At 75.7% G+C, this 26,445-nt stretch carries 24 protein-coding genes and 2 pseudogenes; 4 read left to right on the top strand and 22 right to left on the bottom strand.

Annotated elements, in window-relative coordinates:
• Positions 1–92: 92 nt before the first annotated feature.
• Complete coding sequence (locus GC722_RS16320) at positions 93–299, bottom strand: DUF5302 family protein (protein WP_156611835.1); 207 nt, start codon at positions 297–299, stop codon at positions 93–95.
• A gap of 109 nt (positions 300–408) precedes the next feature.
• Here GC722_RS16320 and GC722_RS16325 point away from each other — a divergent pair, with 109 nt between their 5' ends.
• Positions 409–1,260, top strand: coding sequence for a hypothetical protein (locus GC722_RS16325; protein ID WP_156611837.1), 852 nt, complete (start codon positions 409–411; stop codon positions 1,258–1,260).
• A 129-nt stretch (positions 1,261–1,389) separates the two neighbouring features.
• A complete protein-coding gene (gene rpsT / locus GC722_RS16330; protein WP_331714974.1) occupies positions 1,390–1,653 on the top strand; it encodes a 30S ribosomal protein S20 in 264 nt (87 codons plus the stop codon).
• An 89-nt stretch (positions 1,654–1,742) separates the two neighbouring features.
• Here rpsT and holA read toward each other — a convergent pair whose 3' ends face one another.
• The 6 genes and pseudogenes from holA to GC722_RS19045 form a co-directional block, all read right to left on the bottom strand.
• Complete coding sequence (holA, locus tag GC722_RS16335) at positions 1,743–2,717, bottom strand: DNA polymerase III subunit delta (RefSeq protein WP_331714975.1); 975 nt, start codon at positions 2,715–2,717, stop codon at positions 1,743–1,745.
• A 50-nt stretch (positions 2,718–2,767) separates the two neighbouring features.
• A complete protein-coding gene (locus GC722_RS19520; protein WP_408609326.1) occupies positions 2,768–3,679 on the bottom strand; it encodes a ComEC/Rec2 family competence protein in 912 nt (303 codons plus the stop codon).
• Positions 3,662–5,056: pseudogene (locus tag GC722_RS19525) on the bottom strand (ComEC/Rec2 family competence protein); the annotation flags it as partial. The pseudogene GC722_RS19525 and the gene GC722_RS19520, both read right to left, overlap by 18 nt.
• A 135-nt stretch (positions 5,057–5,191) precedes the next feature.
• Positions 5,192–6,178, bottom strand: a complete 987-nt coding sequence (locus tag GC722_RS16345) for an N-acetylglucosamine kinase (protein WP_197430223.1) — start codon at positions 6,176–6,178, stop codon at positions 5,192–5,194.
• Between the two features lie 2 nt (positions 6,179–6,180).
• The gene (locus tag GC722_RS16350) at positions 6,181–7,311 is read right to left on the bottom strand and encodes an SIS domain-containing protein (protein ID WP_197430224.1); all 1,131 of its coding nucleotides are present in this window, start codon (positions 7,309–7,311) and stop codon (positions 6,181–6,183) included.
• Between the two features lie 86 nt (positions 7,312–7,397).
• On the bottom strand, positions 7,398–8,381 hold the full coding sequence (locus GC722_RS19045) for a helix-hairpin-helix domain-containing protein (RefSeq protein ID WP_156611839.1): 984 nt from the start codon (positions 8,379–8,381) through the stop codon (positions 7,398–7,400).
• 120 nt (positions 8,382–8,501) lie between these two features.
• On the opposite strand from GC722_RS19045, the gene GC722_RS19405 reads away from it, so the two are divergent.
• Positions 8,502–9,497: an endonuclease/exonuclease/phosphatase family protein gene (locus tag GC722_RS19405; protein WP_156611840.1), complete on the top strand. Its 996-nt coding sequence runs from the start codon at positions 8,502–8,504 to the stop codon at positions 9,495–9,497.
• A gap of 15 nt (positions 9,498–9,512) precedes the next feature.
• Here the strand turns inward: GC722_RS19405 and GC722_RS16365 are convergent, their stop codons facing one another.
• The 11 genes from GC722_RS16365 to GC722_RS16415 form a co-directional block, all read right to left on the bottom strand.
• The gene (locus GC722_RS16365; protein ID WP_156611841.1) at positions 9,513–10,265 is read right to left on the bottom strand and encodes a PIG-L family deacetylase; all 753 of its coding nucleotides are present in this window, start codon (positions 10,263–10,265) and stop codon (positions 9,513–9,515) included.
• Positions 10,262–11,455 (bottom strand): glycosyltransferase, encoded by a 1,194-nt coding sequence (locus GC722_RS16370; protein WP_156611842.1) that lies wholly within the window; start codon positions 11,453–11,455, stop codon positions 10,262–10,264. Before GC722_RS16370 ends, GC722_RS16365 begins: the two co-directional genes overlap by 4 nt.
• A gap of 41 nt (positions 11,456–11,496) precedes the next feature.
• A complete protein-coding gene (gene leuS, locus GC722_RS16375) occupies positions 11,497–13,992 on the bottom strand; it encodes a leucine--tRNA ligase (RefSeq protein ID WP_331714976.1) in 2,496 nt (831 codons plus the stop codon).
• A gap of 251 nt (positions 13,993–14,243) precedes the next feature.
• A complete protein-coding gene (locus GC722_RS16380) occupies positions 14,244–15,089 on the bottom strand; it encodes an SDR family NAD(P)-dependent oxidoreductase (protein WP_156611843.1) in 846 nt (281 codons plus the stop codon).
• A 52-nt stretch (positions 15,090–15,141) separates the two neighbouring features.
• On the bottom strand, positions 15,142–16,104 hold the full coding sequence (locus GC722_RS16385) for a carbohydrate kinase family protein (protein ID WP_156611844.1): 963 nt from the start codon (positions 16,102–16,104) through the stop codon (positions 15,142–15,144).
• Positions 16,105–16,114: 10 nt separating this feature from the next.
• Complete coding sequence (locus GC722_RS16390; protein ID WP_156611845.1) at positions 16,115–17,080, bottom strand: DUF4192 domain-containing protein; 966 nt, start codon at positions 17,078–17,080, stop codon at positions 16,115–16,117.
• Positions 17,081–17,163: 83 nt separating this feature from the next.
• Complete coding sequence (locus GC722_RS16395) at positions 17,164–17,820, bottom strand: DedA family protein (protein WP_156611846.1); 657 nt, start codon at positions 17,818–17,820, stop codon at positions 17,164–17,166.
• A gap of 23 nt (positions 17,821–17,843) precedes the next feature.
• Positions 17,844–19,025, bottom strand: coding sequence for a glycosyltransferase (locus GC722_RS16400; RefSeq protein ID WP_197430225.1), 1,182 nt, complete (start codon positions 19,023–19,025; stop codon positions 17,844–17,846).
• Positions 19,022–19,942, bottom strand: a complete 921-nt coding sequence (locus tag GC722_RS16405) for a hypothetical protein (protein ID WP_156611847.1) — start codon at positions 19,940–19,942, stop codon at positions 19,022–19,024. Before GC722_RS16405 ends, GC722_RS16400 begins: the two co-directional genes overlap by 4 nt.
• Positions 19,943–20,076: 134 nt before the next feature.
• On the bottom strand, positions 20,077–21,306 hold the full coding sequence (locus GC722_RS16410) for a glycosyltransferase family 4 protein (protein ID WP_156611848.1): 1,230 nt from the start codon (positions 21,304–21,306) through the stop codon (positions 20,077–20,079).
• Positions 21,307–21,313: 7 nt separating this feature from the next.
• Complete coding sequence (locus tag GC722_RS16415) at positions 21,314–22,204, bottom strand: L,D-transpeptidase family protein (protein WP_331714977.1); 891 nt, start codon at positions 22,202–22,204, stop codon at positions 21,314–21,316.
• Positions 22,205–22,668: 464 nt separating this feature from the next.
• On the opposite strand from GC722_RS16415, the gene GC722_RS16420 reads away from it, so the two are divergent.
• Positions 22,669–23,139, top strand: coding sequence for a DUF1707 SHOCT-like domain-containing protein (locus GC722_RS16420; RefSeq protein ID WP_156611849.1), 471 nt, complete (start codon positions 22,669–22,671; stop codon positions 23,137–23,139).
• A 2-nt stretch (positions 23,140–23,141) separates the two neighbouring features.
• On the opposite strand, the gene GC722_RS16425 is transcribed toward GC722_RS16420, so the two are convergent.
• The 4 genes and pseudogenes from GC722_RS16425 to GC722_RS17915 form a co-directional block, all read right to left on the bottom strand.
• The gene (locus GC722_RS16425) at positions 23,142–24,680 is read right to left on the bottom strand and encodes an NCS2 family permease (RefSeq protein WP_156611850.1); all 1,539 of its coding nucleotides are present in this window, start codon (positions 24,678–24,680) and stop codon (positions 23,142–23,144) included.
• A gap of 88 nt (positions 24,681–24,768) precedes the next feature.
• On the bottom strand, positions 24,769–25,146 hold the full coding sequence (locus GC722_RS16430) for a hypothetical protein (protein ID WP_156611851.1): 378 nt from the start codon (positions 25,144–25,146) through the stop codon (positions 24,769–24,771).
• On the bottom strand, positions 25,146–26,198 hold the full coding sequence (locus GC722_RS16435; protein ID WP_197430226.1) for a serine hydrolase domain-containing protein: 1,053 nt from the start codon (positions 26,196–26,198) through the stop codon (positions 25,146–25,148). The genes GC722_RS16430 and GC722_RS16435 overlap by 1 nt, the downstream gene beginning before the upstream one ends.
• 20 nt (positions 26,199–26,218) lie before the next feature.
• A pseudogene (locus GC722_RS17915) lies at positions 26,219–26,445 on the bottom strand (hypothetical protein); the annotation flags it as partial.

The following is a 26,445-nucleotide window of genomic DNA, read 5'->3' on the forward strand; positions in this document are numbered from 1 at the left end:
TCGGGTGGCGTGACGGCCCATCTTCCCACTGCCGGCCGGTCCGCCCAACTCCCCCGCGGACCGGTCCGCCCAGCTCCCCCGCGTCCGGCCGCTCAGGCGCCGCCCCCGCCGGCCTTGCGCCGGTGCATCTGGGTGGGGATGTGGCCCTCGATCCCGTGCATCTTCTCGTTGCCGCTCGCGCCCGTGCCCGCCCGCGGTGCGCTCGGGTGGGACTGCTCGCGCTTGCGCTGCAGCGCCTGCCGCATCCGCTCCTTGACGTCGTCGGCGCCGTTCCCGCCGTCCTGCGGCTGCTTCGTCATCGTGGCTCCTGTCGTCGTGGGTGGGCGGGTCCACTGTGCCCCGGCCGGCCAGGGCGCGCCAGCCCTATTCACCGGCCCTCCGCGCAGCCCGGTCGGGCACACTGGGGGCATGACCCGCAGAGCGAGGGCGCTGGCGCTGGGCGTCGGCCTGGTGCTGCTGCTGGCCGGGTGCGCCTCGTCGCCGGCGCCGCGGGCCGAGCCCTCCCCGCTCCCCCCGCCGCCCGACCCCGGGACCGTGCTGTGGGGGCGCGGCACGCTGATCGAGACCGGGGACGGCGGCCCGCAGCTGTGCCTGGGCGCCGTGGCCGAGTCCTACCCCCCGCAGTGCAGCGGGCTGGCGGTCGCCGGCCTGGACTGGCAGCAGGTGCCGGACCTGCAGCAGGCCTCGGGGGTGCGGTGGACCGAGGGGTACGTGGTGGGGACCCTCGCCGGGGAGACGTTCACCCTTACCGGGCCGGTGGGCAGCGAGCCGCCACCGGGGGCGACCCCGCCGCCGGCGACGGAGCCCTCCTTCCCCCAGCTCTGCGAGGACCCCTTCCGCGGGGGCGACCCCGGCGCCGGTGCCGACCCGACGGACCAGGAGCGGCTGCACCGCGAGCTCGGCGAGCTGCCCGGCTACGTGTCGTCGTGGGTCTCCGACGGCGTCAGCCTGGTCAACGTCGTGGTGACCGGCGACGCCGAGGAGGCCCACCAGCGGCTGCGGCGGGTGTGGTCGGGCGGGTTGTGCGTCCAGCAGCGGGCGGGGGTGGCCACCGAGGAGGAGCTGCTGGCCGCCCAGCAGGCCCTGCACGAGACCGAGCCCGGCGTGCTGTCGAGCGCTCCCGCCGCCGACGGGGTGCTGGAGGTCGGCGTGGTGGTGGCCGACGCTGCCACGGTGGCCCGGGTGCGGACGGCCGTGGCACGCTGGCTGGACGCCGGGCAGGTCCGGGTGGGCGGGGCGCTCCAGCCGCTGCCCGGCTGAGCCCGGGCGCGGACGTGCGCGGTTTGGTCCAGCGGGCCCGCGTTGGTACAGTTCACTGTCGCTCCCGGCACGACGTGTCGTCCCGAGAGCCCACCCGACCGACCCGATCGAACACCAGAGGCTCAGCCAGTGGCGAACATCAAGTCCCAGATGAAGCGGATCAAGACCAACGAGAAGGCTCGGCTGCGCAACAAGGCGGTCAAGACCAACCTCAAGACGTCGATCCGTCGATTCCGCGAGGCCGTCGAGGCCGGCGACACCGTGAAGGCGCAGGAGGCCGCGCGCGTGGCCTGCCGCAAGCTGGACAAGGCCGCCTCCAAGGGCGTCATCCACAGCAACCAGGCGGCGAACCGCAAGTCGGCCATCGCCTCCAAGGCCGCCAGCCTCAGCTGACCCCGGCCGGCACGTCCGGCTGACCGAGCCCGATCACCTCCTGGTGGTCGGGCTCGTCGTCGTCTCCGGGTGCCGCGTCCGGCAGGTGCTCAGCGGGTGCGGCAGCGGGTGACGGCCAGCACGGCGCTCTCCAGCGCGTAGTCCGGGTCGTCGGCGGCGCCCTTCACGTCCGCGTCGGCCCGCGCGACGACGGCGATGGCCCGGGCCAACCCCGCCTGGTCCCAGCCGCGCAGCTGCTGGCGCATCGACTTGATCTTCCACGGCGGCACCCCGACCTCGCGGCCGATGTCGGCCTCGCGCATGCCGGTACTCGGCAGGCTGTGGAGCCGCCCCAGGCCGCGTAGCCCGGAGGCCAGCGCGCTGCTGACCAGCACGTGCGCCACCCCGGTGCTCAGCGCCCAGCGCAGCTGCTCCATGGCCTGGTCGGCCCGGCCGGCCAGCGCCGCGTCGGCCACCGCGAAGCTGGTCACCTCGGCGCGGCCGCCGAAGTAGCGGCGCACCAGGGCCTCGGTGACCTCGGGACCGTCGGCGTCAGCCACCAGCTGCTGCACCGCGGCGGCCAGCGAGCGCAGGTCGTGGCCGACCGCCTCGACCAGCAGGGTCGCGGCCGGCGGCTCGATCCGCGCCCGCAGCCGGCGGACCTCACCGGCGACGAACTGCGGCAGCTCCCACGCCTTCAGGGCCGGGCAGTCGACCACCTCGACGCCGGCCTTCTTCAGCTTGTCGAGCAGCCCCTTGCCCTTGGCGCCGCCGCCGTGCACCAGCACCACCGCCGACTCCGGCTCGGGGGCGGTCGCGAGCTGCAGCACCGGCTCCGCCAGCTCGGCGGGCAGGTTGGCCAGGTCGCGGACCACCACCACCGAGGCGCTGGCGAACAGCGAGCCGCCGGTGAGCTCGGCGAGCAGCCCGGCGTCGAGCTGGCTGGCCTGGACGTCGTGCTCCTCGGCCCCCGGCGCCTCGGCCCGGGCGGCGTTGAGCAGCTCGTTGACCGCCCGGTCGGCGAGCAGCGCCTCCGGTCCGCTGACCAGCACCACCCGACCGAGGACCGCTCGACTTCCCGCCACGGCCCCAGCATGCCAGTCCCCACCGACACCGGGGCGTGCGCCCCGTGCCCTCACCGCTGGCTCGTCACCCGGATCCGGTCGCCGTCGCGGGTCAGCGCCAGCGAGCCAGAGGTGTCGGTGCGCAGCACCCGCTGCCCGGCGGACTCCAGCAGCGCGACCGTCCGGGCGGCGGGGTGGCCGTAGGAGTTGTCGCGGCCGGCGCTGGCCAGCGCCACCACCGCCCCGGTGCCGCGCAGGAACTCCGGGTCCTGGTCGGCGGAGCCGTGGTGGGCCACCTTGAGGACGTCGACCCGCAGCGGCCCGTGCTCTCGGGTCAGCGCCTGCTGCGCGCCGGGACCGATGTCGCCGGTGAGCAGCACCCGGACCCCGGCGACCGTGGCCACCCCGACCAGGCTGGCGTCGTTCTCGGCCGGGGACTCCCCCTCGGCGGCCGTCGTGGCCACCGGCGGGCCGACCGGTCCCAGGGTGTGCCACTCGACCTCGCCGGCCCGCCAGCGTCCGCCCACCCCGGCCACGGTGGCCGGGAGGCCGGCGCCGGCGAGCTGGTCGAGCACGCGGCGGTGCTGCTCCAGCGGCGAGCCGCCCGGCGGCACCAGCACCGTGCCCACCGCGCGCCCGGCGAGCAGTCCGGGCAGCCCGTCCACGTGGTCGGCGTGGTAGTGGCTGAGCACGAGCAGCGGCACCGCCGCCACCCCGGTCGAGTCCAGGCAGCGGTCCACCGCGGCGGGCTCGGGGCCGGTGTCGACCACCACGGCCGACCGCTCGTCCGCCCGCAGCAGCAGGGCGTCGCCCTGGCCGACGTCGCAGGCGACGAGGAACCAGTCCGGCGGCGGCCACCCGGGCTGCACCGGCGCCCGGAGCAGCGAGACCACCAGCAGCACCGCCGCTCCCAGGCCCGCCCACCAGCGCGACAGCAGGTGCGGCACGGCACGGGCCACCAGCAGGCAGCCCACGGCGAGCACCAGCAGCGAGACCGGGCTCACCGGCCAGGACCACAGCGCGCCCGGCAGCGCGGCGCCGCCTGAGGAGACGAGCAGGATCCCCTGCGCGCTCAGCGCCGCTCCCAGCGCGGCGAACTCCGCCAGCGGCGACCAGAGCAGGGAGGCCCCGGCGGCGGCGAAGCCCAGCACGGTGGCGGGGCCCACGAAGGGCGCCGCGGCCGTGTTGGCCAGCAGGCCGGCGAGGCTCACCTGTCCCGAGATCGCCGTCGAGACCGGCTGGGTGGCCAGCTGGGCCGCCAGCGGCACCGCCACCGACTCGGCCACCCAGCGCGGCAGCCACCCGGCTGCCACCTCGGCCCACCGGCCCGCCCACCACACGATGCCTGCCGAGGCCAGCACCGACAGCGCCATCCCCACCGAGCGCGACAGCCACGGGTCGAGCAGCAGCAGCACCGTCACCGCCACCGCGAGGTGGCGCAGCCCGCGCCGCTCCCCCCGCCCGCCGACACCCAGCGCGGCCAGCGCCACCAGGCCCATGGCCGCCGCCCGCAGCACGCTCGGCTCGGTGCGGCAGAGGGCGACAAAGACGACCACGGCCCCCAGCCCGACCCCGCGCAGCGCCCAGCCGCGGACCCCGAGCGCCCGGGCCGAACTGAGCAGGAAGGCCAGCAGCAGGGTCAGGTTGGCCCCGGACACGGCCGTCAGGTGCACCAGCCCGGTGGCGGCGAAGCGCCGGTCGAGCTCCTCGGTCATCTGCGAGGTGTCGCCGAGCACCAGCGCCGGCACCAGGGCCCGCTGCTCGTCGCTGCGCGGGGCGACCGCGGCCCGCAGCCCGGCACGCACCCGCTCCACCAGCCGCAGGCCGGCCGGAGGCGGGGCCACCAGCTCGGGGGCGCCGCGGACCCGGACCACCGCGGCCACCTCGGACCCGCGGTCCGGGGCGGCCAGCCGGGCCTCGGTGCGGACCCGGGAGCCGGACACCACCGGGCGCCACCGCTCGACCGCCGTGCCCGTCACCAGCACCACCACCGGCAGCCGGGTCTGGTGCCGCTGACCGCGGCCGTGCAGCAGCCGGAGCTCACCCCGCACCCACGCCAGCTGCTGGCCGGGCGTGGTCGAGCGCTGCACGTCGGAGGTGGTGACGACCTCGGCCGACACCGCCGCCTGCGCCGAGGCGAGCTCGGCGACCGGCCCGCCACGCACCCCGTGCAGCCGGACCAGCCCCACGACGGTGGCGCCGAGCAGCACGAGCGCCACCGCCTGCAGCAGCGCCGACCGGCGCCGGCGGGCGCACCAGACCAGCAGCAGCGCGGCCAGCACCACCGCCCCGGCGGCCGGCAGCCGTTCTGACGTGGCCAGCCAGGTCGCGGCCCAGGCGGCGGCTGCCACCGGCACCATCCGCAGGTCGTGCGGGTCCCCGTCCTCGCCAGCCACACCACCACGGTGGGCAGTGCCTGCGTCCGTGGTGCGGCGGTGGGCGGCGGCTGTGGACGGGCCCGCCGTCGGGCTGGCAGCTGTGGACGAGCCGCGGGTTCAGCCGGCGGCGGCCAGCCGGGCGACGGCGTCCTCACCCAGCGGGGTGCCGGCCAGCCGAGCCGCGTGCACCGCCGCGCCCAGCACCGGGCTCAGCAGCGGGGTGACCAGCACGGTGGCCGGGTGCTCGGCCAGCACGGCCCGGCGGAACCCCTCGCGGACCGGTGCGGCGCCGAAGACACCGCCGGACCAGGACACGGCCACGGTCTCCTGCTCGGCGAAGCCCAGCCGGCGCCGGGTGACCGCCGCCAGGGTGGCCAGCTCGGCCGCGGCCTCCTCCAGCACGGCGGCGGCCGCCTCGTCGCCGGCACCGGCGGCCTCCACCACCCGGGGGCACAGCGCGGCGACGGTGGCGCGGTCGCCGCCCCAGCGGTTGACCACCAGGTCGACCAGGTCGAGGTCGCCGGCCAGGCCCAGGTGGTCCCGGAGGACCTCCAGCAGCGGCCCCGGGGGCAGCCGGCCGTCGCTCATCCGGGTGAACAGCTGCAGCCCCCGCACCGCGATCCAGTAGGCCGAGCCCTCGTCGGAGAACAGCTCGCTCCACCCGCCGACCCGCACCGAACGGCCGTCCCGCTCGCCGTAGGCCACCGATCCGGTGCCGCTCACCACGTTGATGCCGTCCCGGCCGCCGAGGGACCCGGCCCAGCCGCACACCATGTCGTTCCCGCAGACGTAGCGGTCATGGCCGAGGGCGGCCGCCGGTGCGGCGTCCAGGGCAGGCAGGTCGGCGCTGGCCTCCCCGTAGCCGGGCAGGCCGACGAAGGCGGCGGTGACGTCGTCGGGCGTGACGCCGGCCCGCCGGCAGACCTCGGTCACGGCGGGGACGAGCACCGCGCCGACCAGCTCCAGACCGGCGTTGAAGTAGTAGACGCTGGGCGCCCGGTGCTCGGCCAGCAGCCGGCCGTGGTCGTCGACCAGGCAGAGGGCCGTCTTGGTGCCGCCGCCGTCGACCCCGAGGTAGAGCCGTCCGCCCATCGGAGCCGGCACCCTCAGTCGAGCGGGTGGATGGTCACGCCCTGCACCACCCGGTTCACCTCGCCGGTCGGGAAGGGGTTGTCCGGGACGAGCCCGAGGGCCAGCGAGGACGCCTGCCCGACGAGCTGGGCGACCAGCACGCCCGCCAGCCCCCACACCGGGTCCGGCAGCGTCGCGGTGCCCCGCAGCCCGACGACCCTGCCGCTCCCGGGCGCCGGGGCGGCGCCGTCGGCGGCGTCGACGGCGACCACCCGCTCCGGGCCGAGGTTGCCCACCAGCTCGGTGACGATGTCCAGGTCGTAGCGGCGGGTGTAGGGGTCGTTGGACAGGTAGACGACCGCCAGGGTGGCCGGGGTCAGCACGGCCTTGGGACCGTGCCGGAACCCCAGCGAGGACTCCGACCAGGCCACGACCCGGCCGGCGGTCAGCTCGAGCAGCTTGAGGGCGGACTCGCGGGCGAGGCCGTGCAGGGCGCCGCTGCCGAGGTACACCACCCGCCCGGGCGCGAGCGCGGCCAGCGCCTCGACCTCGGCCTCGCGGGCCAGCAGGTCCTCGGCGGCGGCCGCCAGCGGCTCGACGTGGTCGGGCTGGGCCACCCCGAAGGCCAGCAGGGTGGCCAGGGTCATGGAGGTGAAGCTGGAGGTCATCGCGAAGGACTGGTCGTTGCTGCCCTCCGGCATCAGCAGCACCAGGGAGCCGGGACGTCCGCCGTGGTCGGCGGCCAGCTGGCCGTCGGGGTTGCAGGTCAGCACCAGGTGACCCACCTCGGTGAGGACCTGGTCGGCCAGCTGGGTGGCGGCGAGGCTCTCGGGGCTCTGCCCCGAGCGGGCGAACGACACCAGCAGGGTCGGCACGTCGGGCAGCAGCTCGTGGCGGGGGTCGGCGACCAGGTCGGTGGTGGCGACCGCCTCCACCCGCCGCCCGGTCCGGGCCGACAGGTGGGCCGCGACGACCTCGCCGGCGTAGGCGCTGGTGCCGGCTCCGGTCAGCACGATGCGGGCGCCGGGCCGCTCCAGCCAGGGACGCAGGAACTCGTCGAGCTCCTGCCGCCGCCCCGCCACGTCGGCGGCCACCTGCCGCCACATCGCCGGCTGCTGGCGGATCTCACGGTCGGTGTGCAGCTCTGACCTGGCCCCTGCGGACACGCATCTCTCCTTCGTCGCCCAACGCTGCCCCCACCGTATCGGTACAGCGCCGCCCCACGGCCGCGGTCGAGCGGCGCCGGTCCGGCTCAGACCCGCACGTGCGGGGCGACCTCGGCGTAGGTCTTGGGGCCGATGCCGGGCACCTCCTGCAGCTCCTCGACCCGGGTGAAGCGCCCCTCCGCGCGCCGGTCCAGGATCTTCTGCGCCGTGACGGGGCCGACCCCGGGCAGCTCCTCCAGCTGGGCCAGGGTCGCCGTGTTGAGGTCGAGCTGGCTCGCCGGCCCGGCGGGCTCTCCGCCCGGCGCCGCCGGGCCACCGGCTGCGCCGTCCGCGCCGCGCACCGTGGAGGCCGCGTCGTCGTCGGAGACGAGCACCTGCTGGCCGTCGGTGAGCACCTGGGCCAGGTTGAGCTCGCCCGGCCTCGCCTGCTCGGTCAGCCCGCCGGCGGCCTCCAGCGCGTCGACCACCCGCGAGCCGGCCGGCAGCTCGACCACCCCCGGCTCGGCGACGGCTCCCAGCACGTGCACCAGCAGCACGGGCTCGGGGCTGCCCGTGGGCGTGGCGCTGCCCGGACCGGCCGGCGCCGCCGGCGTCGGGACCACCGCCGTGGCGGACGCGGCCAGCGCCACCGGCTGGGAGTCCGCCCGCGCCCGGAGCAGCAGGAAGGCGCTGAAGGCCACCGCCAGCGCCAGCACCGCGGCCAGCACCCCCAGGTGGCGTCGGCTCAGCTGCGGCACCCGCAGGGTCACCGCCCGATCCGGTGCCGCCGGCGCCGCGGCAGCGCCCACCAGCCCGCCCTCGTCGGGCTGCCTGCGGCGGGGTTCGTCGGGCTGCCTGCGGCGGGGTTCATCGGGCTCCCTGCGGCGGGGTTCGTCGGAGTGCCTGCGGCGGGGCTCGCCCAGCCCCTGCTCCAGCAGCGGCGCACCCGCCCGGCGGCGGGCGGCGAGCACGGTCGGCGACTGCTCGACCGCCTCGACGGGCGGTGGTGGGGTGCCGGCGCGGGCCAGGATGGCGTCCAGCCGGGCCTGGACGTACTCGCTGCGGGCCGACGGTGCTGGCGTGCTCCCCATGCCGGCACCGTGGCGGAGCACCGGCCCGCCCGCACGCCGGCGCCGCCGGGCTGTGGACGACGCCGGGCGCTGCTGGTCGGCTGTGGACGGGCCCTTGTCCGGATCGGCTTCACTGGTCGCGTGAGTCGACGACGGGGGCTGCCGACCGCTGTGCGGGTGATGGTGTGGCTGGTGTGCCTGCCGCTGCTGGCGGCGGGTGCCGGCGCGGCCGTGCTGTCGGCCTGGCCGGCGCTGCAGCGGACCGGACCGCTGGCCCTGGCCGCCTCGTTCGCCCCGCTGGGGGCGGTGTGCGCGGTCGCGGCCGCCGTCCTGCTGCTGGTGCTGGTGGTGCTCGGACGCCCGCGGCGGCTCGCCGGCGCGGGGCTGCTGCTGTCCCTGGCGCTGGTCGTGCCGCCGGTGGCGCCGGCGGTGCCGCCGCTGCTGGCCGGCCCGCAGCCCGTCGGGGAGCACCGTCTCACCGTGGTCTCGCTCAACATGCTGTCCGGTCAGGCCGACCCGGAGTCGATCGCCCGGGCGGCGGCGGGCGCCGACGTCCTGGTCCTGGTGGAGGTCCTCCCGGACGCGCTGGAGGCCGTCCTGGCCACCGACGTGGGGACGGACTTCCCGCACCGCGGGGGCGCGGCGCAGGACGGCTACTCCGGGACGCTGGTGCTCTCCCGGCACCCGGTGGAGACGGTGGAGGTGCTCGACCTCAGCTTCCAGCAGCGGCTCGTCCGCCTCGACGTGCCCGGCATCGGCCCGGTCCACCTGCTGGCCGCCCACCCGATCAACCCGCTGGCGGGCACCGGGATCTGGGAGCGGGAGCACCGCCAGCTGCTGGAGCTGGCCACCGGGGTGGGACGGGGACCGGTGGTCGTCGCCGGCGACCTCAACGCGGTCGACCAGCACGTGGTGATGCAGGCCTGGCGGCAGGCCGGTTTCACCGACGTGGCGCACTCCGCGGGTGCGGGGTGGGTGCGGACGTGGCCCGCGGACCGCCGGTTCCCGCCGGTGATCGGGATCGACCACGTGCTGACCGGGCCGGGGCTCACCGGCGTGGAGCTGTCGACCTTCTGGGTGCCGGGCACCGACCACCTGGGGCTGCGGGCCGTGCTGGCCCCCACCACCACCGACTAGCGGTAGCCGCCGGGCTCACACCATCCGGCGCAGCCCGGTGCGCAGCAGCACGTCCTGCCGCTGGCCGCCGACGTGCTCCACCTCCGGGCGCCCGTCGGGCCGGGTGCGCACCGTCACCTGGCTGGCGTGGTGGCGCAGGGCGGCGAGCACGACCGGCAGCTGCTCGGCCAGCTCGAGCCACTCGGCGTCGTCGGCCTGCTCGCCCGAGACCACCTCCAGCGCCGGCAGTCCGCAGCGCCGCGCGGCGGCCGCGGTGGCGTGGTGGCAGCGGACGTGGTCGGGGTGGCCGTAGCTGCCGTCGACGTCGTAGCCGATCAGCAGCGAGGGGCGCAGCACCTCGACCCAGGCGCACAGGTCGGCCACCACGTCGTCCAGGGCCGCGGCGGTCAGCGAGCGGTGGTCGGACTCCAGGGCGGCGCCGGCCCGGATGGGGGTCACCCACCGCATCCCGGAGTCGCGGTAGCGCCGCGGCGGCAGCCCCGGGACGCGGGCCGGCGGCGTCCCCAGGAACGCGGCGTGCTGCACCCCCAGCTCCGCCAGCGCCCCGGCGAGCTCGGCCTCGCGGGCGGCGTCGAGCTGGTCGGGTCCGATGTCGGCGGGCAGCGAGCCCGGCACCACCTCCCCCATCTCGCCGCGGGTGGCGGTCAGCACCGCGACCTCCGTGCCGCGCGCGGTCAGGTGGGCGATCAGTGCGCCGGTGGCGAGCGTCTCGTCGTCGGGGTGGGCGTGGACCAGCAGCACGGGCCCGGGGACGTCCAGCAGGCTCATCGCAGCAGCTCCTGGTAGCAGCGGAGCAGCCGCTCACCGGCCAGCTCCGGGGTGAACCGCTCGGCGTGCGCGCGGGCGGCGGCGCTCATCGTCTCGCGGGTGCCGGGTGCCGTCACCCGGGCCAGCGCGGCGGACCAGTCGGAAGGCTCCCGGCTGTCCACCAGCACCCCGGTGACCCCGTCCACCACGGCCTCGCGGAGGCCGCCGGCGTCGTAGGCCACCACCGGGGTGCCGCTGGCCGCGGCCTCCAGCGCCACCAGCCCGAAGGTCTCCGACCAGGAGGGCACCAGCAGGGCACCGGCGCCGCGGAGCAGCTGGGCCAGCTGCTGGCGGTCCTGCGGCCCGGAGAAGGTGACCCAGTCGGTCAGCCCCAGCTGCTCGACCAGCTGCTCGACCTCGCTGCGGTAGCGGGCGAAGTCGGGCGACACCCCGCCGACCATCACCAGGTGCGGCCGGATCTCCGCCGGCATGCCCGCCACCGCGGCGATCGCCAGGTCCGGGGCCTTGAGGGGCTGCAGCCGGGCGGCGAAGACCACGTAGCCGTGACCGCGCCCGCGGGGCGGCTCGACGTCGGCAGGACGACCCGCCGGCGGGCTGAACAGCTGCAGGTCGACCCCCGGCGGCACCACGACGACCCGCTCCGGGCGGGCGCCGCAGCGCTCCAGCACCGTGGTGCACTCGGCCCGGCTGATGGCCACCACCAGGTCGGACTCCTGGGCCAGCATCCGCTCGCCGGCCACCCGGCCCTCGGTCTCGGCCGGCTCCCCCTCGTGCAGCTCGCGCCCGACCGGGACGGCCAGGGAGTGGAAGCTCTGCACGTGCGGGACCCCGAGCCGGCGGGCCCAGCCGATCCCGGCCACCCCCGACATCCAGTGCTGGGAGTGCACCACGTCGACCGGCTCGGCCAGCCGCTCGAGCTGCTCGGCGAAGGCCTCGACGTGGTCGGAGACCGCGCTCTTGGCCACCACCCGGGCCGGCCCGGCCTCGACCTGGCGCAGCGTCACCCCCGGGCCCAGCTCGCCGACCTCGGGCAGCGCCGGGTCGGTGCGCCGGGTGAGGAAGAGCACCTCGTGACCCAGCGCCGCCAGGGCGTCGGCCTGCTGGCGCTCGACCACGTTCATGCCGCCGGCGTCCCCCTCGCCCGGCAGGTCGGCCGGTGAGGTGTGCAGGGAGATCATCGCGATGCGCATGCCCGTGCCTGTCGTCGGTGTGGGGTGGGTGGGCGGGGTGCTCAGGCCGGCACGATGCTGACCAGCTTGGGCGCCCGGACGATGACGGTACGCACCTCGGCGCCGGCCAGCGCCCGCTGCACCCCGGGGTCGGCGAGCGCCAGCTCGCGCAGCTCCTCCTCGGTGACGTCGGGGGCGACCTCCAGCCGGGCGCGGACCTTGCCCTTGATCTGCACCACGCAGGTGACCGACTCCGCCACCAGCAGCGACGGGTCCGCCACCGGCCAGCGGGCCTCGGCCACCGACGGCTCGTGCCCCAGCAGCTCCCACATCTCCTCGGTGACGTAGGGGGCGACCGGGCTCAGCATGACCGTGATCGCCTCGGCGGCCTCGCGCACCGCCGGGTCGGCCGCGCCGGCCCCGGTGTCGATGGCCTTGCGGGTGGCGTTGACCAGCTCCATGATCCGGGCCACCGCGACGTTGAACCGCTGGCTCTCCAGCAGCATCGTCACCTCGGCCACCGTCTTGTGGGTGGTCCGGCGCAGCGCCTGGTCACCGGCGGCCGGGTCGGCGCCGGGCTCGCTGGCCACGTCGTCGGCCAGCCGGAACGCCCGCTGCAGGAACTTCAGCGAACCGGCCGGGGACACGTCGGCCCAGTCGATGTCGTCCTCGGGCGGGCCGGCGAAGACCACGGTGGTGCGGATGGCGTCCACCCCGAACTCGTCGATCTGGGCGCCGAGGTCGACCCCGTTGCCCAGCGACTTGCTCATCGCCTTGCCCTGGTTGATGACCTGGCCCTGGTTCAGCAGCCGGCGCATCGGCTCCTCGAAGTCGACCAGCCCCATGTCGTGCAGCACCTTGGTGAAGAAGCGCATGTACAGCAGGTGCAGGATGGCGTGCTCGACGCCGCCGACGTACTGCGCGACCGGCATCCAGCGCCGCACGGCCTCGGGGTCGAAGGGACCGTCGGTGAACCCGGGCGAGCAGTAGCGGAAGAAGTACCACGACGAGTCCACGAAGGTGTCCATGGTGTCGGTGTCGCGGCTGGCGGGCCCGCCGCAGGAGGGGCAGTCGACCTGCACCCAGTCGGTGGCCGCGGCCAGCGGGCTGGTGCCCTTGGGGGCCAGGTCGGCACCGCGCAGGTCGGGCAGCCGCACCGGCAGCTGGTCGTCGGGCACCGGCACCTCACCGCAGTCCGGGCAGTGCACGACGGGGATCGGGCAGCCCCAGAACCGCTGGCGGCTCAGCAGCCAGTCCCGCAGCCGGTAGGTGATGGCGCCCTCGCCGCGCTGCTCGGCCTCCAGCCGCTCGACGATGGTCCGGATGCCGCTCGCCTTGTCGCTGAGCCCCTCCAGCGCCGGGGAGTTGACGTAGCGGCCGTCGCCGGCGGTCGCGACGCCCGTCTCGGCCGGGTCCTCCGCACCGGTGTCGACCACGACCCGCACCGGCAGGCCGAAGGTGCGCGCGAAGTCCAGGTCGCGCTGGTCGTGGGCGGGCACGGCCATCACCGCACCGGTGCCGTAGTCGGCCAGCACGTAGTCGGCCGCCCACACCGGCAGCCGCTCGCCGTTGACCGGGTTCACCGCGTGGACGCCCAGGAAGACCCCCGTCTTGGGCCGCTCGGTGGACTGCCGCTCGATCTCGCTGGCCTGGTTGGTCCGCTCGACGTAGGCAGCCAGCTCCTCGCGCTGCTCGTCGGTGACCAGCTCCGCGGCCAGCTCCGACTCCGGGGCCACCACGAAGAAGGTGGCGCCGTAGAGGGTGTCGGGACGGGTGGTGAAGACCCGCACCGGCTCGGCCCGGCGGCCGCCGTCGGGACCCTCGATCTCGAAGTCGACGTAGGCGCCCTCGGAGCGGCCGATCCAGTTGCGCTGCATGGTGAGCACGCGGTCGGGCCAGCCGCCCTCCAGGGAGGACATGTCGTCCAGCAGCCGGTCGGCGTAGTCGGTGATCTTGAAGTACCACTGGTTCAGCCGGCGCTTGGTGACGGTCGCCCCGCAGCGCTCGCACAGCCCGGCGACCACCTGCTCGTTGGCCAGCACCGTCTGGTCCTGGGGGCACCAGTTGACGAAGCTGTCCTTGCGGTAGGCCAGCCCCCGCTCGCGGAAGCGCAGGAACAGCCACTGCGTCCAGCGGTAGTACTCGGGGTCGGAGGTGTGCAGCCGGCGCGACCAGTCCAGGCTCAGCCCGTAGCGGCGGAAGGAGCGGGCCTGGGTCTCGATGTTGGCGTAGGTCCAGTCGGCCGGGTGGGAGTTGCGCTGGATGGCGGCGTTCTCGGCCGGCAGCCCGAAGGAGTCCCAGCCGATGGGGTGCATCACGTCGTAGCCCTGCAGCTTCAGCCGGCGCGCCACCACGTCGCCCATCACGAACGCCTCGGCGTGACCCATGTGCAGGTCGCCGGAGGGGTAGGGGAACATGTCGAGCACGTAGCGACGCTCGCGGCTGCCGTCGTCGAGCGGGGTGAAGGTGTCGTGCTCGGCCCAGTAGGCCTGCCACCGCTCCTGCGCGGCCCGCGCGTCGTAGCTGCGCCGAGTACGGGTCTCGGTCTGCTCACTCACGTCAGTTCTCCTCGTCTCGTGCTGCGCTGCCGGGATCGTTCCGGGCACAAAAAAGCCCCTCGCACGGTGCCGGTGGCACGAGGGGTGGCCGCCTGGGTCTCGGGGACCCGGCGGCTAGGGAAGCCGGAGCTGCTGGCTGCGCACGGGGCGAGTCTATCCCACCGTCCCCGCGCCCGCCCGCGTGATCAGGTGCGTCCGGGCGCCCGGCCCGCAGCGGGCCGGGCGCCGGGGAGCGCCCGCCTGGTCTGGCGTCACTCCGCGGGGTCGTCTCCCCGCGGCTTGGTCTGCATGCCCATGCCGGGGGTGGCCAGCCGGTCGGGCAGGTGGGTGGCCGCCTCCGACATCACCCGGTTGCGCAGACCGGGGACCACGTGCGGCTTGCCCGCCATCAGCGCCTCGAACCCGGCCTCGGCCACCTCCTGCGGGTCGTCCTTGGGACCCTGGGCGATCGCGGTGTCGGTCATGTCGGCCCGGTCGAAGAACTGGGTGTCGGTGGGACCGGGCATCAGCGAGGTGACGGTGACCCCGGTGTCCTTCAGCTCGTGGCGGATGGCCTCGGCGAAGGAGTGCGCGAACGCCTTCGAGGCGGCGTAGGTGGCGTGGTAGGGCCCGGGCGCGGTGGCGGCGATCGAGGAGGTGATGAGGATCCTGCCCGAGCCGGTGGCGACCATCTGGTCGACGACGAGCTTGGCCAGGTGCACCGTGGAGCGCACGTTGAGGTCGACGACCTCCAGGTGGCGCTCCAGCGGGGTGTCGGCGAACGTGCCGCCGACGGCCACCCCGGCGTTGAGCGCGGCGGCGGCGAGCGGACGTCCGCCCTCGGCGAGCCGGGCCCACAGCTCCTCCACCCCCTCGGGACGGGACAGGTCGGCGTGGACGGCGGTCACCTGGCGGCCCGACACCCGCAGCGCGTCGGCCGCGGCCTCGAGCGCCGGGTCCTCGGCCACCACGACCACGTCGAAGCCGTTCTGGACGAAGTGCCGCGCCAGTCCCAGCCCGATCCCGCTGGAGGCGCCGGTGACCAGGGCCAGCCCGTTCTCCGCCTGCTCGGCGGTCTTCACCGCCTGCACGTCGATACCGATCGAGTTCTCAGCCATGCTGCTCCCCTACCCAGCCGCCGGGGGGTCACGCTCCCCCGGGTGCGGCGGGTCAGCCGTGCTGCTGCAGCTGGCGGCGCACCTCGGCCAGCGTCGGCGGCTGCGCCCCCTGCCGGCCGCAGACCACGGCGGAGGCCGCCACCCCCTGCTCGAGGGCGGCCCGGAGACCGTCGTGGTCGGCCGGGTCGGGCGCGGCGGCGTGGGCGGCCAGGAAGCCGGCCATGAAGGTGTCGCCGGCTCCGACGGTGTCCTCCACCTGCACCTGCTGCCCCGGCACCCGGAGCACGGTGCCGTCGGGCAGCACGGCCGCCGCGCCCTCGGGTCCGAGCGTGAGCACGAACACCGCCAGCCCGAAGCGGCGGACCCAGCCCGCGGCGGCCTCGACCGGGTCCTGAGGGCCGTCCGGGTCGGCCCGGGCCAGGAAGGAGACGTCGTCGTCGCTGCCCTTGACCACACCCCGACGGGCACCGACCGCGGCCAGCCACGGCTCCACCGCCTGCCAGTAGCGCACGGGGTCGGCGATCACGGCCGGGCGGACGTTGACGTCGAAGGACAGCCGGGCCGGGCAGCGGCGCAGCCAGTCCAGCACCACGGAGGCGCCGGGCTCGACGACGGTGAGCAGGGAGCCGAAGTGGAACCACTGCTCCGCCGACAGCTCGGGCAGCTCCTCGGCCCGCCACTCGAAGTTGGCGGTGCCGGCGAAGTGGAAGGCGTAGCTGGCCTTGCCCTGCTCGTCCAGCGTCACCACGGCCACCGAGGTCGGCTCGTCGACCACCACCGCGCGGTCCAGCCCCACGCGGTTCTCGCCCAGGTGTCCGCGGAGCTGGTGGCCGAAGCGGTCGGAGGAGAGCCGGCCGAGGAACTGCACGTCCTCCTCGAGCCGGGCCAGCGCGACGGCGGTGTTCATCGGCCCACCGGCCGACAGCGCCTCCCAGCTGCTGCGGAAGGTCGAGTCGCCGGCGCCGTCGACGGGGGCCAGGTCGATCAGTGCTTCACCGCACACGACGAACTGCATGGCGGGGACGCTACCCGCGGCCGGTGGACCCCGGGGGTTCGTCCCACCAGGACGGCGGCAGCGCCAGCCGGTTGATCATGTCGAGGGTGCGGACCAGCCGGGCACCCGGGTCGACCTCGGCCAGCGCCTCCAGGCAGACCGACATCAGCGCCCCGTCACCGCTGAGCCAGCCCGCGGTGGCCAGCTGGCACAGCGGGGCGGTGCGGAAGGGGTCGACGGTGGCGCGGACCACCCGCGACCACAGCGCCACGGCCCCGGGGGCGTCGGCGCGGGTCTGGGCCAGCCACACCCCGTGCCGGACGTCGACGTCGAACATCGCCACCGCGAGCTCGGCGCACTCCTCCTCGCCGGGCACCGCCCCGCGCAGCCGCTGCACCTGCCGCAGCGTCGCGGCCAGCTGGCCGGGGGCGACGGGCAGCAGCCGCTCCGCCACCCGGTCCACCAGCGCCCGGCGCTCGTCCAGCCGGTCGGTGGGCGGCTCGGCCAGCCGGCGCAGGTCGTCGCGGGAGGGCCAGGCGGTGAGCCCCGCCCACACCGCCTCGGCGGCGGTCCGGCTGCCGGCGAGGTCGTAGGGGGTGCCCTCGGGCGGGCAGCAGCCGCTGCGGCACAGCAGGGAGAACCAGCGGTCCCCGTCCACGTGCAGCAGGTCGACGAGGCGGACCCCGTCGAGACGTGCGGGCAGCCCCTCGAGCAGCCGGGTGACGGGTGCGCGCTCGGCGGCGTAGGCGACCACGACCACGCTGTCGGCCCCGTGCAGGTCGGCGAGGTCCTCGACCATGGCGACCAGCGCGGCGGTGGAGGCGATGGAGGCCAGGTCGGTGCGGGCGGTCAGCACGACGGTGGTGCGGGACAGCAGCACCAGCACGACGTCCTCGGCCGGGTGGAACCCCAGCAGGTAGGGGACGACGCCGAGCACGTCGGCCGGGCGGCTGGCACGGATGCGGGGTGGTGAGTCGGGCAGCGGGCGGATGGTCATGCCCGCACCGTCGGCGGCCCGGCGGGCCGGCAGGCAGCCGCCGGCGGTGGCTGTGGACGCCGGCCGACGGGCTGTGGACGAGCTCAGTCGTGCTCGTCCTGGGGCAGCCCGGCCGCGTGCGTGGCCGCCCGGCGGTGACGGCGGACCAGCCGCCAGACGACGAACACCACGCCCAGCACCAGCAGCACGTAGACGACCTTGGAGATGACCCCGATGTAGCTCTCGACCACGCCCCACTGGGTTCCCAGCAGGTACCCGGCGCCGATCAGCAGGGTGTTCCACAGCGCGCTGCCCAGCAGCGTGTACACGGTGAAGGTCACCGGGTTCATCCGGTCGATGCCGGCCGGGATGGAGATCAGGCTGCGCACGCCGGGCACCAGCCGTCCCATGAAGATGGCCTTGCCGCCGTGGCGGTCGAACCAGGCGACGGCCCGGTGCACGTCACCGGCCTCGGTGAGCGGGACCCGCTCGGCGATCCGGGCCAGCCGCTCGGCGCCGAAGGCGGCGCCGAGGCCGTAGAGCAGCCACGCCCCCGTCACCGAGCCGGCGGTCGCCCAGACCAGCGCCTCCACCACCCCGAACCGGCCCAGCTGGGCGGTGTAGCCGGCCAGCGGCAGCACCAGCTCGCTCGGGATGGGCGGGAAGACGTTCTCCAGCAGGATCGCGACCCCGACCCCCGGAGCGCCGATCAGGTCCATCAGGTGCACGACCCACTCGACCACTCGCTCGAAGATGCTCATCGGTTCCTCAGGTCGGGCACCGGTCAGGCGGCGCGGCGGAGACGGACGATTCTGCCATGGGCCACCTCGTCGTAGATGTCCTCGAAGCGCTCCAGGGTGGCCTGCTGGCTGTGCCGCGACACCAGGACCTCGCTGGCCGCACCCATCCGCCGGCGCAGCTCGGGGTCGCGCAGCAGGGTCTCCAGGTGCCCGGCCAGCCCGCGGACGTCGCCGGGGGTGAAGAGGAACCCGTTGCGGCCCGGTTCGACCAGGTGCGGCAGGGCCATGGCGTCGGCGGCCACGACAGGGCGTCCGGTGGCCATGGCCTCGAGGGTGACGATGGACTGCAGCTCGGCGACGCCTGGCATGCAGAAGACGTCGGAGCGGCCGTAGGCCTCCTCCAGCTCGGCGTCGGTCACCACCCCGCGGAAGTCGACGCGCCAGCCCACGCCGAGCTCCTCGGCCATGGTGCGCAGCGAGTCGCTGCAGGAGCCGCGGCCCACGATCTCCAGCCGGGCCGGCAGGTCGCGGGGCAGCAGCGCGAAGGCGCGCAGCAGCTCGTCCACCCGCTTCTCGGGGTCGAGCCGGCCGACGAACAGCACCCGCGGCTCCCAGCCGGGCGCGGAGCGGACGTGCTCCCAGCGGCGGCTGCTGGCGCGGAAGCCGGTGGCGTCGATCCCGCACGAGACGGCGAGCGCCTGCAGGCCCGTGGCGGCCGTCAGCAGCTCGACGGCGCGCGGGGTGGGCGTCGTCACCACCGACGCCTGGCCGAACACCCGACCCAGGTCGCGCCAGACGAGCCGGGTGACCGGGCCGCGCGCGATGCGGGGCACCGGCAGGTGGTCGAAGACGTTCTCGATCATCAGGTGGTTGGTGGCCACCAGCGGGATGCCGCGGGCGGTGGCCGCCGCGGCGAAGCCCCGGCTGACGGTGAAGTGGGCCTGCAGGTGGACCACGTCGGGGCGCAGCTCGTCCAGCAGCGGCAGCGCGGCACCGCGCCACCACGAGCCCACCCGGAACCGCTCGTAGAGGGGGTAGCGGAAGGAGCGGATGTGGTGCACGGTCACCCCGCGGACGACCTGGCGGTCGGGGCGCCCGGTCGGGGACGGCGCGGCGACGTGCACCTGGTGGCCCCGGGCGGCGAGGCCCTCGGCCAGCCGCTCGGTGAAGCGGGCCGCCCCGTTGATCTGGGGGGCGTAGGTGTCGGCGGTGATCAGGATCCTCACGGGGCGCTCCGCTGGGGTGGGTGGACGGGGGTGTCGAGCGGGGGCCGGTGCTGGCCGGCCTCGGGGTGGTGGCTGGAGAGGGCGACCACGCCGCCCACCGCGAGCGCGGCGCAGCCGAGCATCGCCAGGACGGTGAGCGGGCCGAAGCCGCCCTCGCCGAGCAGGAAGAGGCCGATCAGCACCGCCACCACCGGGTCGGTGACGGTCAGCGCACCGACCACCACCTCCGGCGAGCCGGCCAGGTAGCCGTGCTGGACCATCCAGGCCCCCAGCACGTAGGCGAGCAGCATCACCGCGGCGGTGACCCACACGGCCGGGGCGGTCAGCGGGGTGCGGGCGCCGAGCAGCAGGAACAGCGCCTTGACGTAGGCCGAGGCCAGGCCGAAGGCGCAGGCGCCTGCGGTGGCCCACAGCAGGGTGGGCCAGCGCCGGGGGGCGGAGCGCGCGGCGAGCACCAGCACCACGCAGGCGACGGCCACCACGGCGCTGACGAGCAGGATGCCCTCGAGCGCCGGGACCTCGCTGCGGGCCTCACGGGCGGTGAGCAGCACGAACCCGAAGACGCCCAGCACGGTGGCCGCCACGCCGGACCAGACCAGCCGGGGCGGCCGGGTGCGGGTGCGGCGGGCGGTCAGCAGCACGCTGAGCGGCACGGCCACCACGCCGACCGGCTGCACGACCGCGACCGGGGCCAGCCTCAGCGCGTTGATGTGCAGCAGCGCGCCCAGCCCGCCCAGGCCCACCCCGAGCAGCCAGCGCGGGGTGCGCACCAGCGCCCAGAAGTGGCGCAGGTCCAGGTGGCGGGTCTGCTCGGTGCGCTCCACGTGGTGGCCGACGGCGCGGTGCTGGTGGGCGGCGGCGCCGGCGAAGCAGACGGCGGCGACCAGGCTGAGCGCGATCGCGGCGGCGATCCACATGGTGCTCCTCCCGGTCGTCTGGCTGAGATGTCTCGGAAGTTATCAGCCAGGTGGCGCCGGATCGGGGCTCTGCGACCCTGGCAGAACCATGGTCGCCGACCCCGGGGAGAATTCAGCCCGAGGTCGTAGAGACGTCACTGCACGGTCACCCCGAGGCCCTCGCGCGCGGCGGCGTAGCAGGCCATGGCCCGGTCGGCGAAGACGTCGGGGGCGAACTCGCGGCGGTCGGCCAGCGCGCCCCGGGAGGCGGCCACGACCCGCTCCGGCGAGCGGGCGAGCGCGACCATCGTCGCGGCCAGCGAGGCCTCGTCCGCGCCGGGGGCCAGCACACCGGCCGAGGTCAGCCCCTCCCGCAGCCGGGGGTCGCAGTAGAGGACGCCGCGCAGGCTGCTGACCGCCTCCACCACGGTCATCGGCTGGTTGTCCCAGCCGAGGGAGGTGAGGGCGCACAGGTGGGAGGAGGCCAGCAGCTGCAGCACCTCGGCGTGCGGACGGCGGCCCAGCAGGCGCACATCCGGGACGTCTCGGACCAGGGCCTGGGCGGCCCCCCGCTCCTCCCCGTCGCCGACGAGGAGCAGCTCCAGCCGTCCGGGGCCCAGCTCGGCGACCGCCCGCAGCCCGGCCCGCAGGAACTCCAGCGGGCGCTTCTCCGGCACCAGCCGGCCGATCCACACGATCCGCAGCGGGCCGTCCACCCGGCTCAGCGGCTCGGCCCCGGTGACGTCGGTGGACAGCGTGTTGGGCACCACGTCGACGGCGGGCAGGCCGGCCTCGCGCAGCGCCCGGGCCTGGTGCTCCGAGGGCGAGACGACCCGCTCGACGGTGCGGGCCTGGGTGAGGGTCATGTTGCGCAGCGCGGAGTTCCCCGGCCGCTCGTCCAGCCGCTCCCGGCTGGGAGGCAGACCGGTCAGCGCGTGGTGCGCGCCCGGGACGGCGGCGGCCAGCAGCCGCTGCACCGGCCAGGTGGTCTGCCAGAAGAAGGTGTGGACGGTCTGCACCACGGGGATCCCGAGCCGGTGGGCGGCCGCGGTGGCGGCGGCGGCGAGACCGAACTCGGAGTGCAGGTGCACCACCTCGGTGCCGGTGGCCTCGAACAGGTCGGCGAGACGGCGGCGCAGGGCGCGGGTGCTCGGCACCACCGGGAGCCCCAGACCGGGCAGCCGTCCCAGCCGCGGCACCCCGACCACCTCGACGCCGGCCGACCGCGCCAGCTCGGGCATCCGGGCGCTGCGGGGGGCCAGCACGGTGACCGGCAGCCGGGCGGCCAGCGCCCGGGCCTGCTCGAACATGGCCGTCTCGGCCCCGCCCAGGGTGTCGAAGGAGTAGTCGGAGACGACCGCGACCCGACCGCGCCACTCCCTCACCGGGGGCTCACGCGTACACGATCACCTTGTCGCCCACCGACACCTGGTCGAACAGGGCCTCGATGCCGGCGCGGTCGCGGACGTTCACGCAGCCGTGGGAGGCGCCGTTGTAGCCGTTGGCGGCGAAGTCGGCGGAGTAGTGGACCGCCTGCCCACCGCTGAAGAACATCGCGAACGGCATCGGCGTGTGGTAGATCGTCGAGACGTGGTCGCGTGACTTCCAGCCGACGCTGAAGGCGCCCTCGCGGGTCGGCGTGAGCTCGGAGCCGAACCGCACGGCGTAGGTGGACTGCACGTCCCCGTCCACCACCCAGGCCATCTGGCTGGTCTGCTTGGAGATGCACAGCGCCCGGCCGGTGAGGCAGCGCGGGTCGAGGTCGCCGGAGGCCTTCGGCTTGTCCTGCTTCGGCTTCTCGTTCGCCAGCTCGGCCTTGGTGGGCTCGCGGGTCATCTCGGCCAGCCGGTCCAGCGTGCGCTGGTCGACCTCGCCGGTGACGGGGATCTCGCGCTTCTCCTGGAAGCCGCGCACCGCCGCGGCGGTCTCGCTGCCGTAGTAGCCGGTGACCTTGCCGGAGAACCAGCCGATCTGGGCGAGCCGCGCCTGCAGCTCCTTCACCTCCTCGCCCTCGGCGCCCTCCTGGTACAGGGCGGGTCCGGGGGTGAGGCGGTTGTGCAGCTCGTCGTCGGTGGGCTCGCGGGTCATCGAGACCAGCGTCTCCCACGTCAACTCGTCGACCACCCCGGTGTCGTCGAGGTCGCGCTTGGCCTGGAAGCCGGCGACCGCCACCTCGGTGGCCTCGGCGTAGGTGTCGGTGATCTTGCCCGAGAACCAGTCGAGCTGGCTGAGCCGGGCCTGCAGCTCGCGCACCTGGTCACCGGTGTCCCCCGGGGACAGCACCGGCTTGCTGGACGGCGTGGGCGTCGGGCTCGGCGTGGCCTTCTTCGACGGGCTGGGGCTCGCCGACGGGGTCGCGGACGGGGACGGGCTGGCGGTGGTCGGGCTCGGGCTGGCCGGTGCGCTCGGCGCCGAGCTCGGGGCGATCTCGCCCGGTCGCGCGCTGGAGGTCTGGGGGGCGCAGCCCGCGAGGGCGCCCGCCAGCAGGGTCGCCGCAGCCGCCGCTGCTGCCGTCAGTGTTCGTCTTGCGCGCACGCGAGTGCCTTCCTGTCCGCCGGATCGGCGTTCACACCCTAAAGCACATCGGCTCCCCGCACGACGTGCCGCCCGTGTCGTCCGTGCCGCGGGGGCGGCGGAGGGGCTGCGACGGCGTGCGGGTCAGACCCTGGTCGCGTCTCCGGGCGCGCGCCTCGGCCCACGGTGCCGAGGCGGTTGGCGGCGACGGCCGGGCTGCCCAGACTGGCCCCATGAGCCTGCCTGCCACGCCGCCGCCGACGCCGCTCCCCCGCCCGGCCTGGGCCGCCCGGCCGGGCCCGCGCCGCAGCACCCCGCCGGGGCTGCGGGTCGGGGACGCCGAGCGCAGCCGGGTCTGCGAGGAGCTGAGCCAGCACTACAGCGTCGGCCGGCTGGACCCCGACGAGCTGGAGGAGCGGCTCAGCCGGGCGATGGCGGCCCGCACCCAGGGCGACCTGCACCGGCTCACCCGCGACCTGCCGCCGCTGGAGCGACCCGCCGCACCGCCGGCGCCGGTGCGCTCGGCGGCGTCGGCGGTGGTGGCGGGCCTGGTGCTGCTGGGCAGCTTCACCGTCTGCATGCTGATGATCCTCGGCTCGCTGCTGGTCGCCCCGGGCTGGGCCTTCGGCGCCGTGGTGGGCGGGGTCGTCGCGGTGTGCGGCGGGGTGGCCATCGGCCACCTGTGGCACTGGTCCCGCGGCTGACCTCAGCCGATCAGCCGGCTGATCAGGCCCTGGACGAAGTAGACGACGAAGGCCGCGCCGATGACGTACATCAGCACGTGCACCTGGCGGGCCTTGCCGCGGGCCAGCTTGAGGACCAGGTAGGCCAGCACGCCGGCGCCGATGCCCACCGTGATCGAGTAGGTGAACGGCATCAGCACCATGGTGAGGAAGGCCGGCAGCCCCTCCTCGGCGTCGCTCCAGTCGATGCCGACCACCTGGGCGATCATCAGGAAGCCGACGAAGACCAGCGCGGGCGTCGCGGCCTCGGAGGGCACCACGCTGATCAGCGGGGCGAAGAACATCGACAGCAGGAACGCGACGCCGGTCACCACCGAGGCCAGACCGGTCCGGGCGCCGTCGCCGACACCGGCCGCGGACTCGATGTAGGAGGTGTTGGACGACACCGAGCCCAGACCGCCGGCGGCGGCCGCGGCGGAGTCCACCATCAGGATCGGCGTCAGGTGGGGCGGGTTGCCCTTGCCGTCGAGCAGGTCGCCCTCGGCGCCGACGGCGACCACGGTGCCCATCGTGTCGAAGAAGTCGGCCAGCAGCAGGGCGAAGACCAGCAGGGCCAGACCGAAGAACAGGTTGGCCTTGAACCCGCCGGAGAAGGCGCCCGCGAAGGCGCCGAAGACGTCGACCTGGCCGATCAGGCCGAGGTCGGGCAGCGACAGCACGCCGTCCAGGCTCGGCACGTTGAGCGACCAGCCACCGGGGTTCTCCTCGCCGACCCGGGGCCCGACGGAGGCGAGCGCCTCGATCACCACGGCCACCACGGTGGCGGCCAGGATGGAGATCAGGATGGCGCCGCGGACCCGGCGCACGTGCAGCACCGCCACGAGCAGCAGCCCGAGCACGAACACCGCCACGGGCCAGCCCGACAGCGAGCCGCCGACGCCCAGCTGGACCGGGGTGCCCTCACCGGGGCGGACGACGCCGCCGTCCACCAGCCCGACGAAGGTGATGAACAGACCGATGCCGACCGAGATGCCGGTGCGCAGCGACCGGGGCACCGCGCGGAAGACGGCGGTGCGGAACCCGGTCAGCACCAGCACCGCGATGATGACGCCCTCGATCACCACCAGGCCCATGGCCTGCGGCCAGGTCATCTGCGGGGCGATCAGCACCGCCAGGAAGGCGTTGAGCCCGAGCCCGGTCGCCAGACCGATCGGGAAGCGCCCCACCACGCCCATCAGGATGGTCATCACCCCGGCCACCAGCGCGGTGGCCGCAGCGACCATCGCGATGGCGGTGTCGACGTTGGCCCCGATCACCTGCCCCGCCTGGTCGGTGTAGGGCAGCCCGCCGAGCAGGTTCCCCTCGGCGTCGGGCTTGGTGCCGATGATCAGCGGGTTGAGGGCCAGGATGTAGGCCATCGTGAAGAAGGTGACGAGGCCACCGCGGACCTCCCGGCCGACGGTGGAGCCGCGGGCGCTGATCTCGAAGTAGCGGTCGACGGCGCCGAGCCGCCCACCGTCGGGACGCGGGCGCGCAGCGGCCCGGGGAGACTTGGTGACCATGGCGGTCATCGTAGGGGTCGTCCGCCACCTCCCGGGCGTGCCGGGGAGGGGGTGGACGCGGCTGTCACCAGGTCGTCACACACGCCCGTCAGGCGAGCACGACGGTGGCCGCGACCCCCAGCGCCAGCGACAGCGCCACCCCGGCCACGGCGAGCCGCCGCCGCCAGCCGGGGACCGGCTGGTCGGGCCTGCCGCGGGGGCCCGCCCGCCAGGGCAGCCCGCCCCAGCGACGCGCCGCACCCGCCACGCCGACCGCGGTGGCGGCGACGGCGCCCACCCAGCACCACGACAGCACCCCGGGCAGCGGCACGGCGGCCCGGACCCAGAGCAGCACCAGCCACGCCTCCACCGCCGCTGCCACCAGCCGGTCGCGGTCGCGGGCGGCCGCGCGCCCCGTGGACCAGGCGGTCAGCACGAACCAGCCGACGACGGCCACGGCGACGAGCAGCAGCACCGACGACCACATCAGCGGCTCCCCTCCGTGCGCAGCAGCTCCTCGGCGCCCTCGTCGACGGGGTCGGCGGTGGCGCTGAGCACGACCACGGCCGTCCCCCGGTCGCGGTCCACCCCGAGCCAGGACGAGAACCCACCGGTGCCGCCGTCGTGCCAGACGTGGCGGGAGCCGTCGGCGGCCTCGCTGGTGATCCAGGCCCAGCCGATCTGGTGGCCGCGGAAGGCCTGGCGCGGCTCGAGCGCGTCGACCCCGGGGGCGGAGCCGTCGAGCAGGGCACCCGCCAGCCGCGCCATGTCGCCGACGTCGGCGCGGAGGCCGCCGGCCGGGGCCATGGCCTGCCCCAGCCAGGGCTGTACCACCCGGCCGCTGCCGCTCTCGCCGCGCAGGTCGAGCGCGCCGAGCTCGTCGGGGCTGGTCGGGTAGCCGGCGGCGTCCATCCCCAGCGGCTCGAGCACGCGCTCGCGGGCGAGCTCGGGGTAGCTGGTGCCGGCGGCCCGGGCCAGGGCGAGGCCCAGCACCTCGAAGCCGAGGTTGGAGTAGGTGCCGGGCGGCTGGGACAGCGGGGTGCCGCGGAGGGTGGCGAGCCGTTCGGCCTCGCTGGCCGGGTAGGGGTTGGCGCCGGAGGCGGTGGCCCACAGGTTGCGGCCCAGCTGGCCCGCGGTGACCGGCTGCACCGGCAGCCCGGAGGTGTGGGTGGCCAGCTGGCGGAGCTCGACCTCTCCCACGGGCGCCCCGGCCAGCTCGGGCACCAGCTCGGCGACCCTGGTGGTCTCGCGGACCTCGCCGCGCTCCAGCGCCTGGGCGAGCAGCAGACCGGTGACGCCCTTGCTGATCGAGCCGGTCTCGAACCGGGCCCCGGCCGGGGCGCCGATCACCGCGGTGCGGGTGCCGCCGGGTCCCACCACGGCGACCGCCAGCGCCCGGTGGTCCTCCCCCAGCACGGCCCGGGCCCGGGCGGCCAGCCCGGCGTCACCGCTCACCTGCTCGGGCAGCCGGGACGGCGCCGGGCGCAGCAGGACGCCGACCGCGAGACCCAGCACGACCGCGACCGCCAGCAGCAGCACGAGCGGTCCTCCCCGCCCGTTCACGGAGCCACCAGGGCGAGCGCGACCCAGGCGGGGACGACCCGTTCGGCAGGGACCTGCACCGCTCCGCGCCCAGCGCTGCGGAGCCAGCCGGCGGCGGTGAGCGCCCGGACGTGGTGGTACACCTGCCCGCTGGTGCCGACGTCGTCGAGGGCGGTCAGCTCGGCGGTCGTCGTCCGCCCCGACAGCACGGCCAGCAGCAGCCGCAGCCGGACGGGCGAGCCCA

The organism is Auraticoccus cholistanensis (assembly GCF_009742705.1).
GTDB lineage: Bacteria > Actinomycetota > Actinomycetes > Propionibacteriales > Propionibacteriaceae > Auraticoccus > Auraticoccus cholistanensis.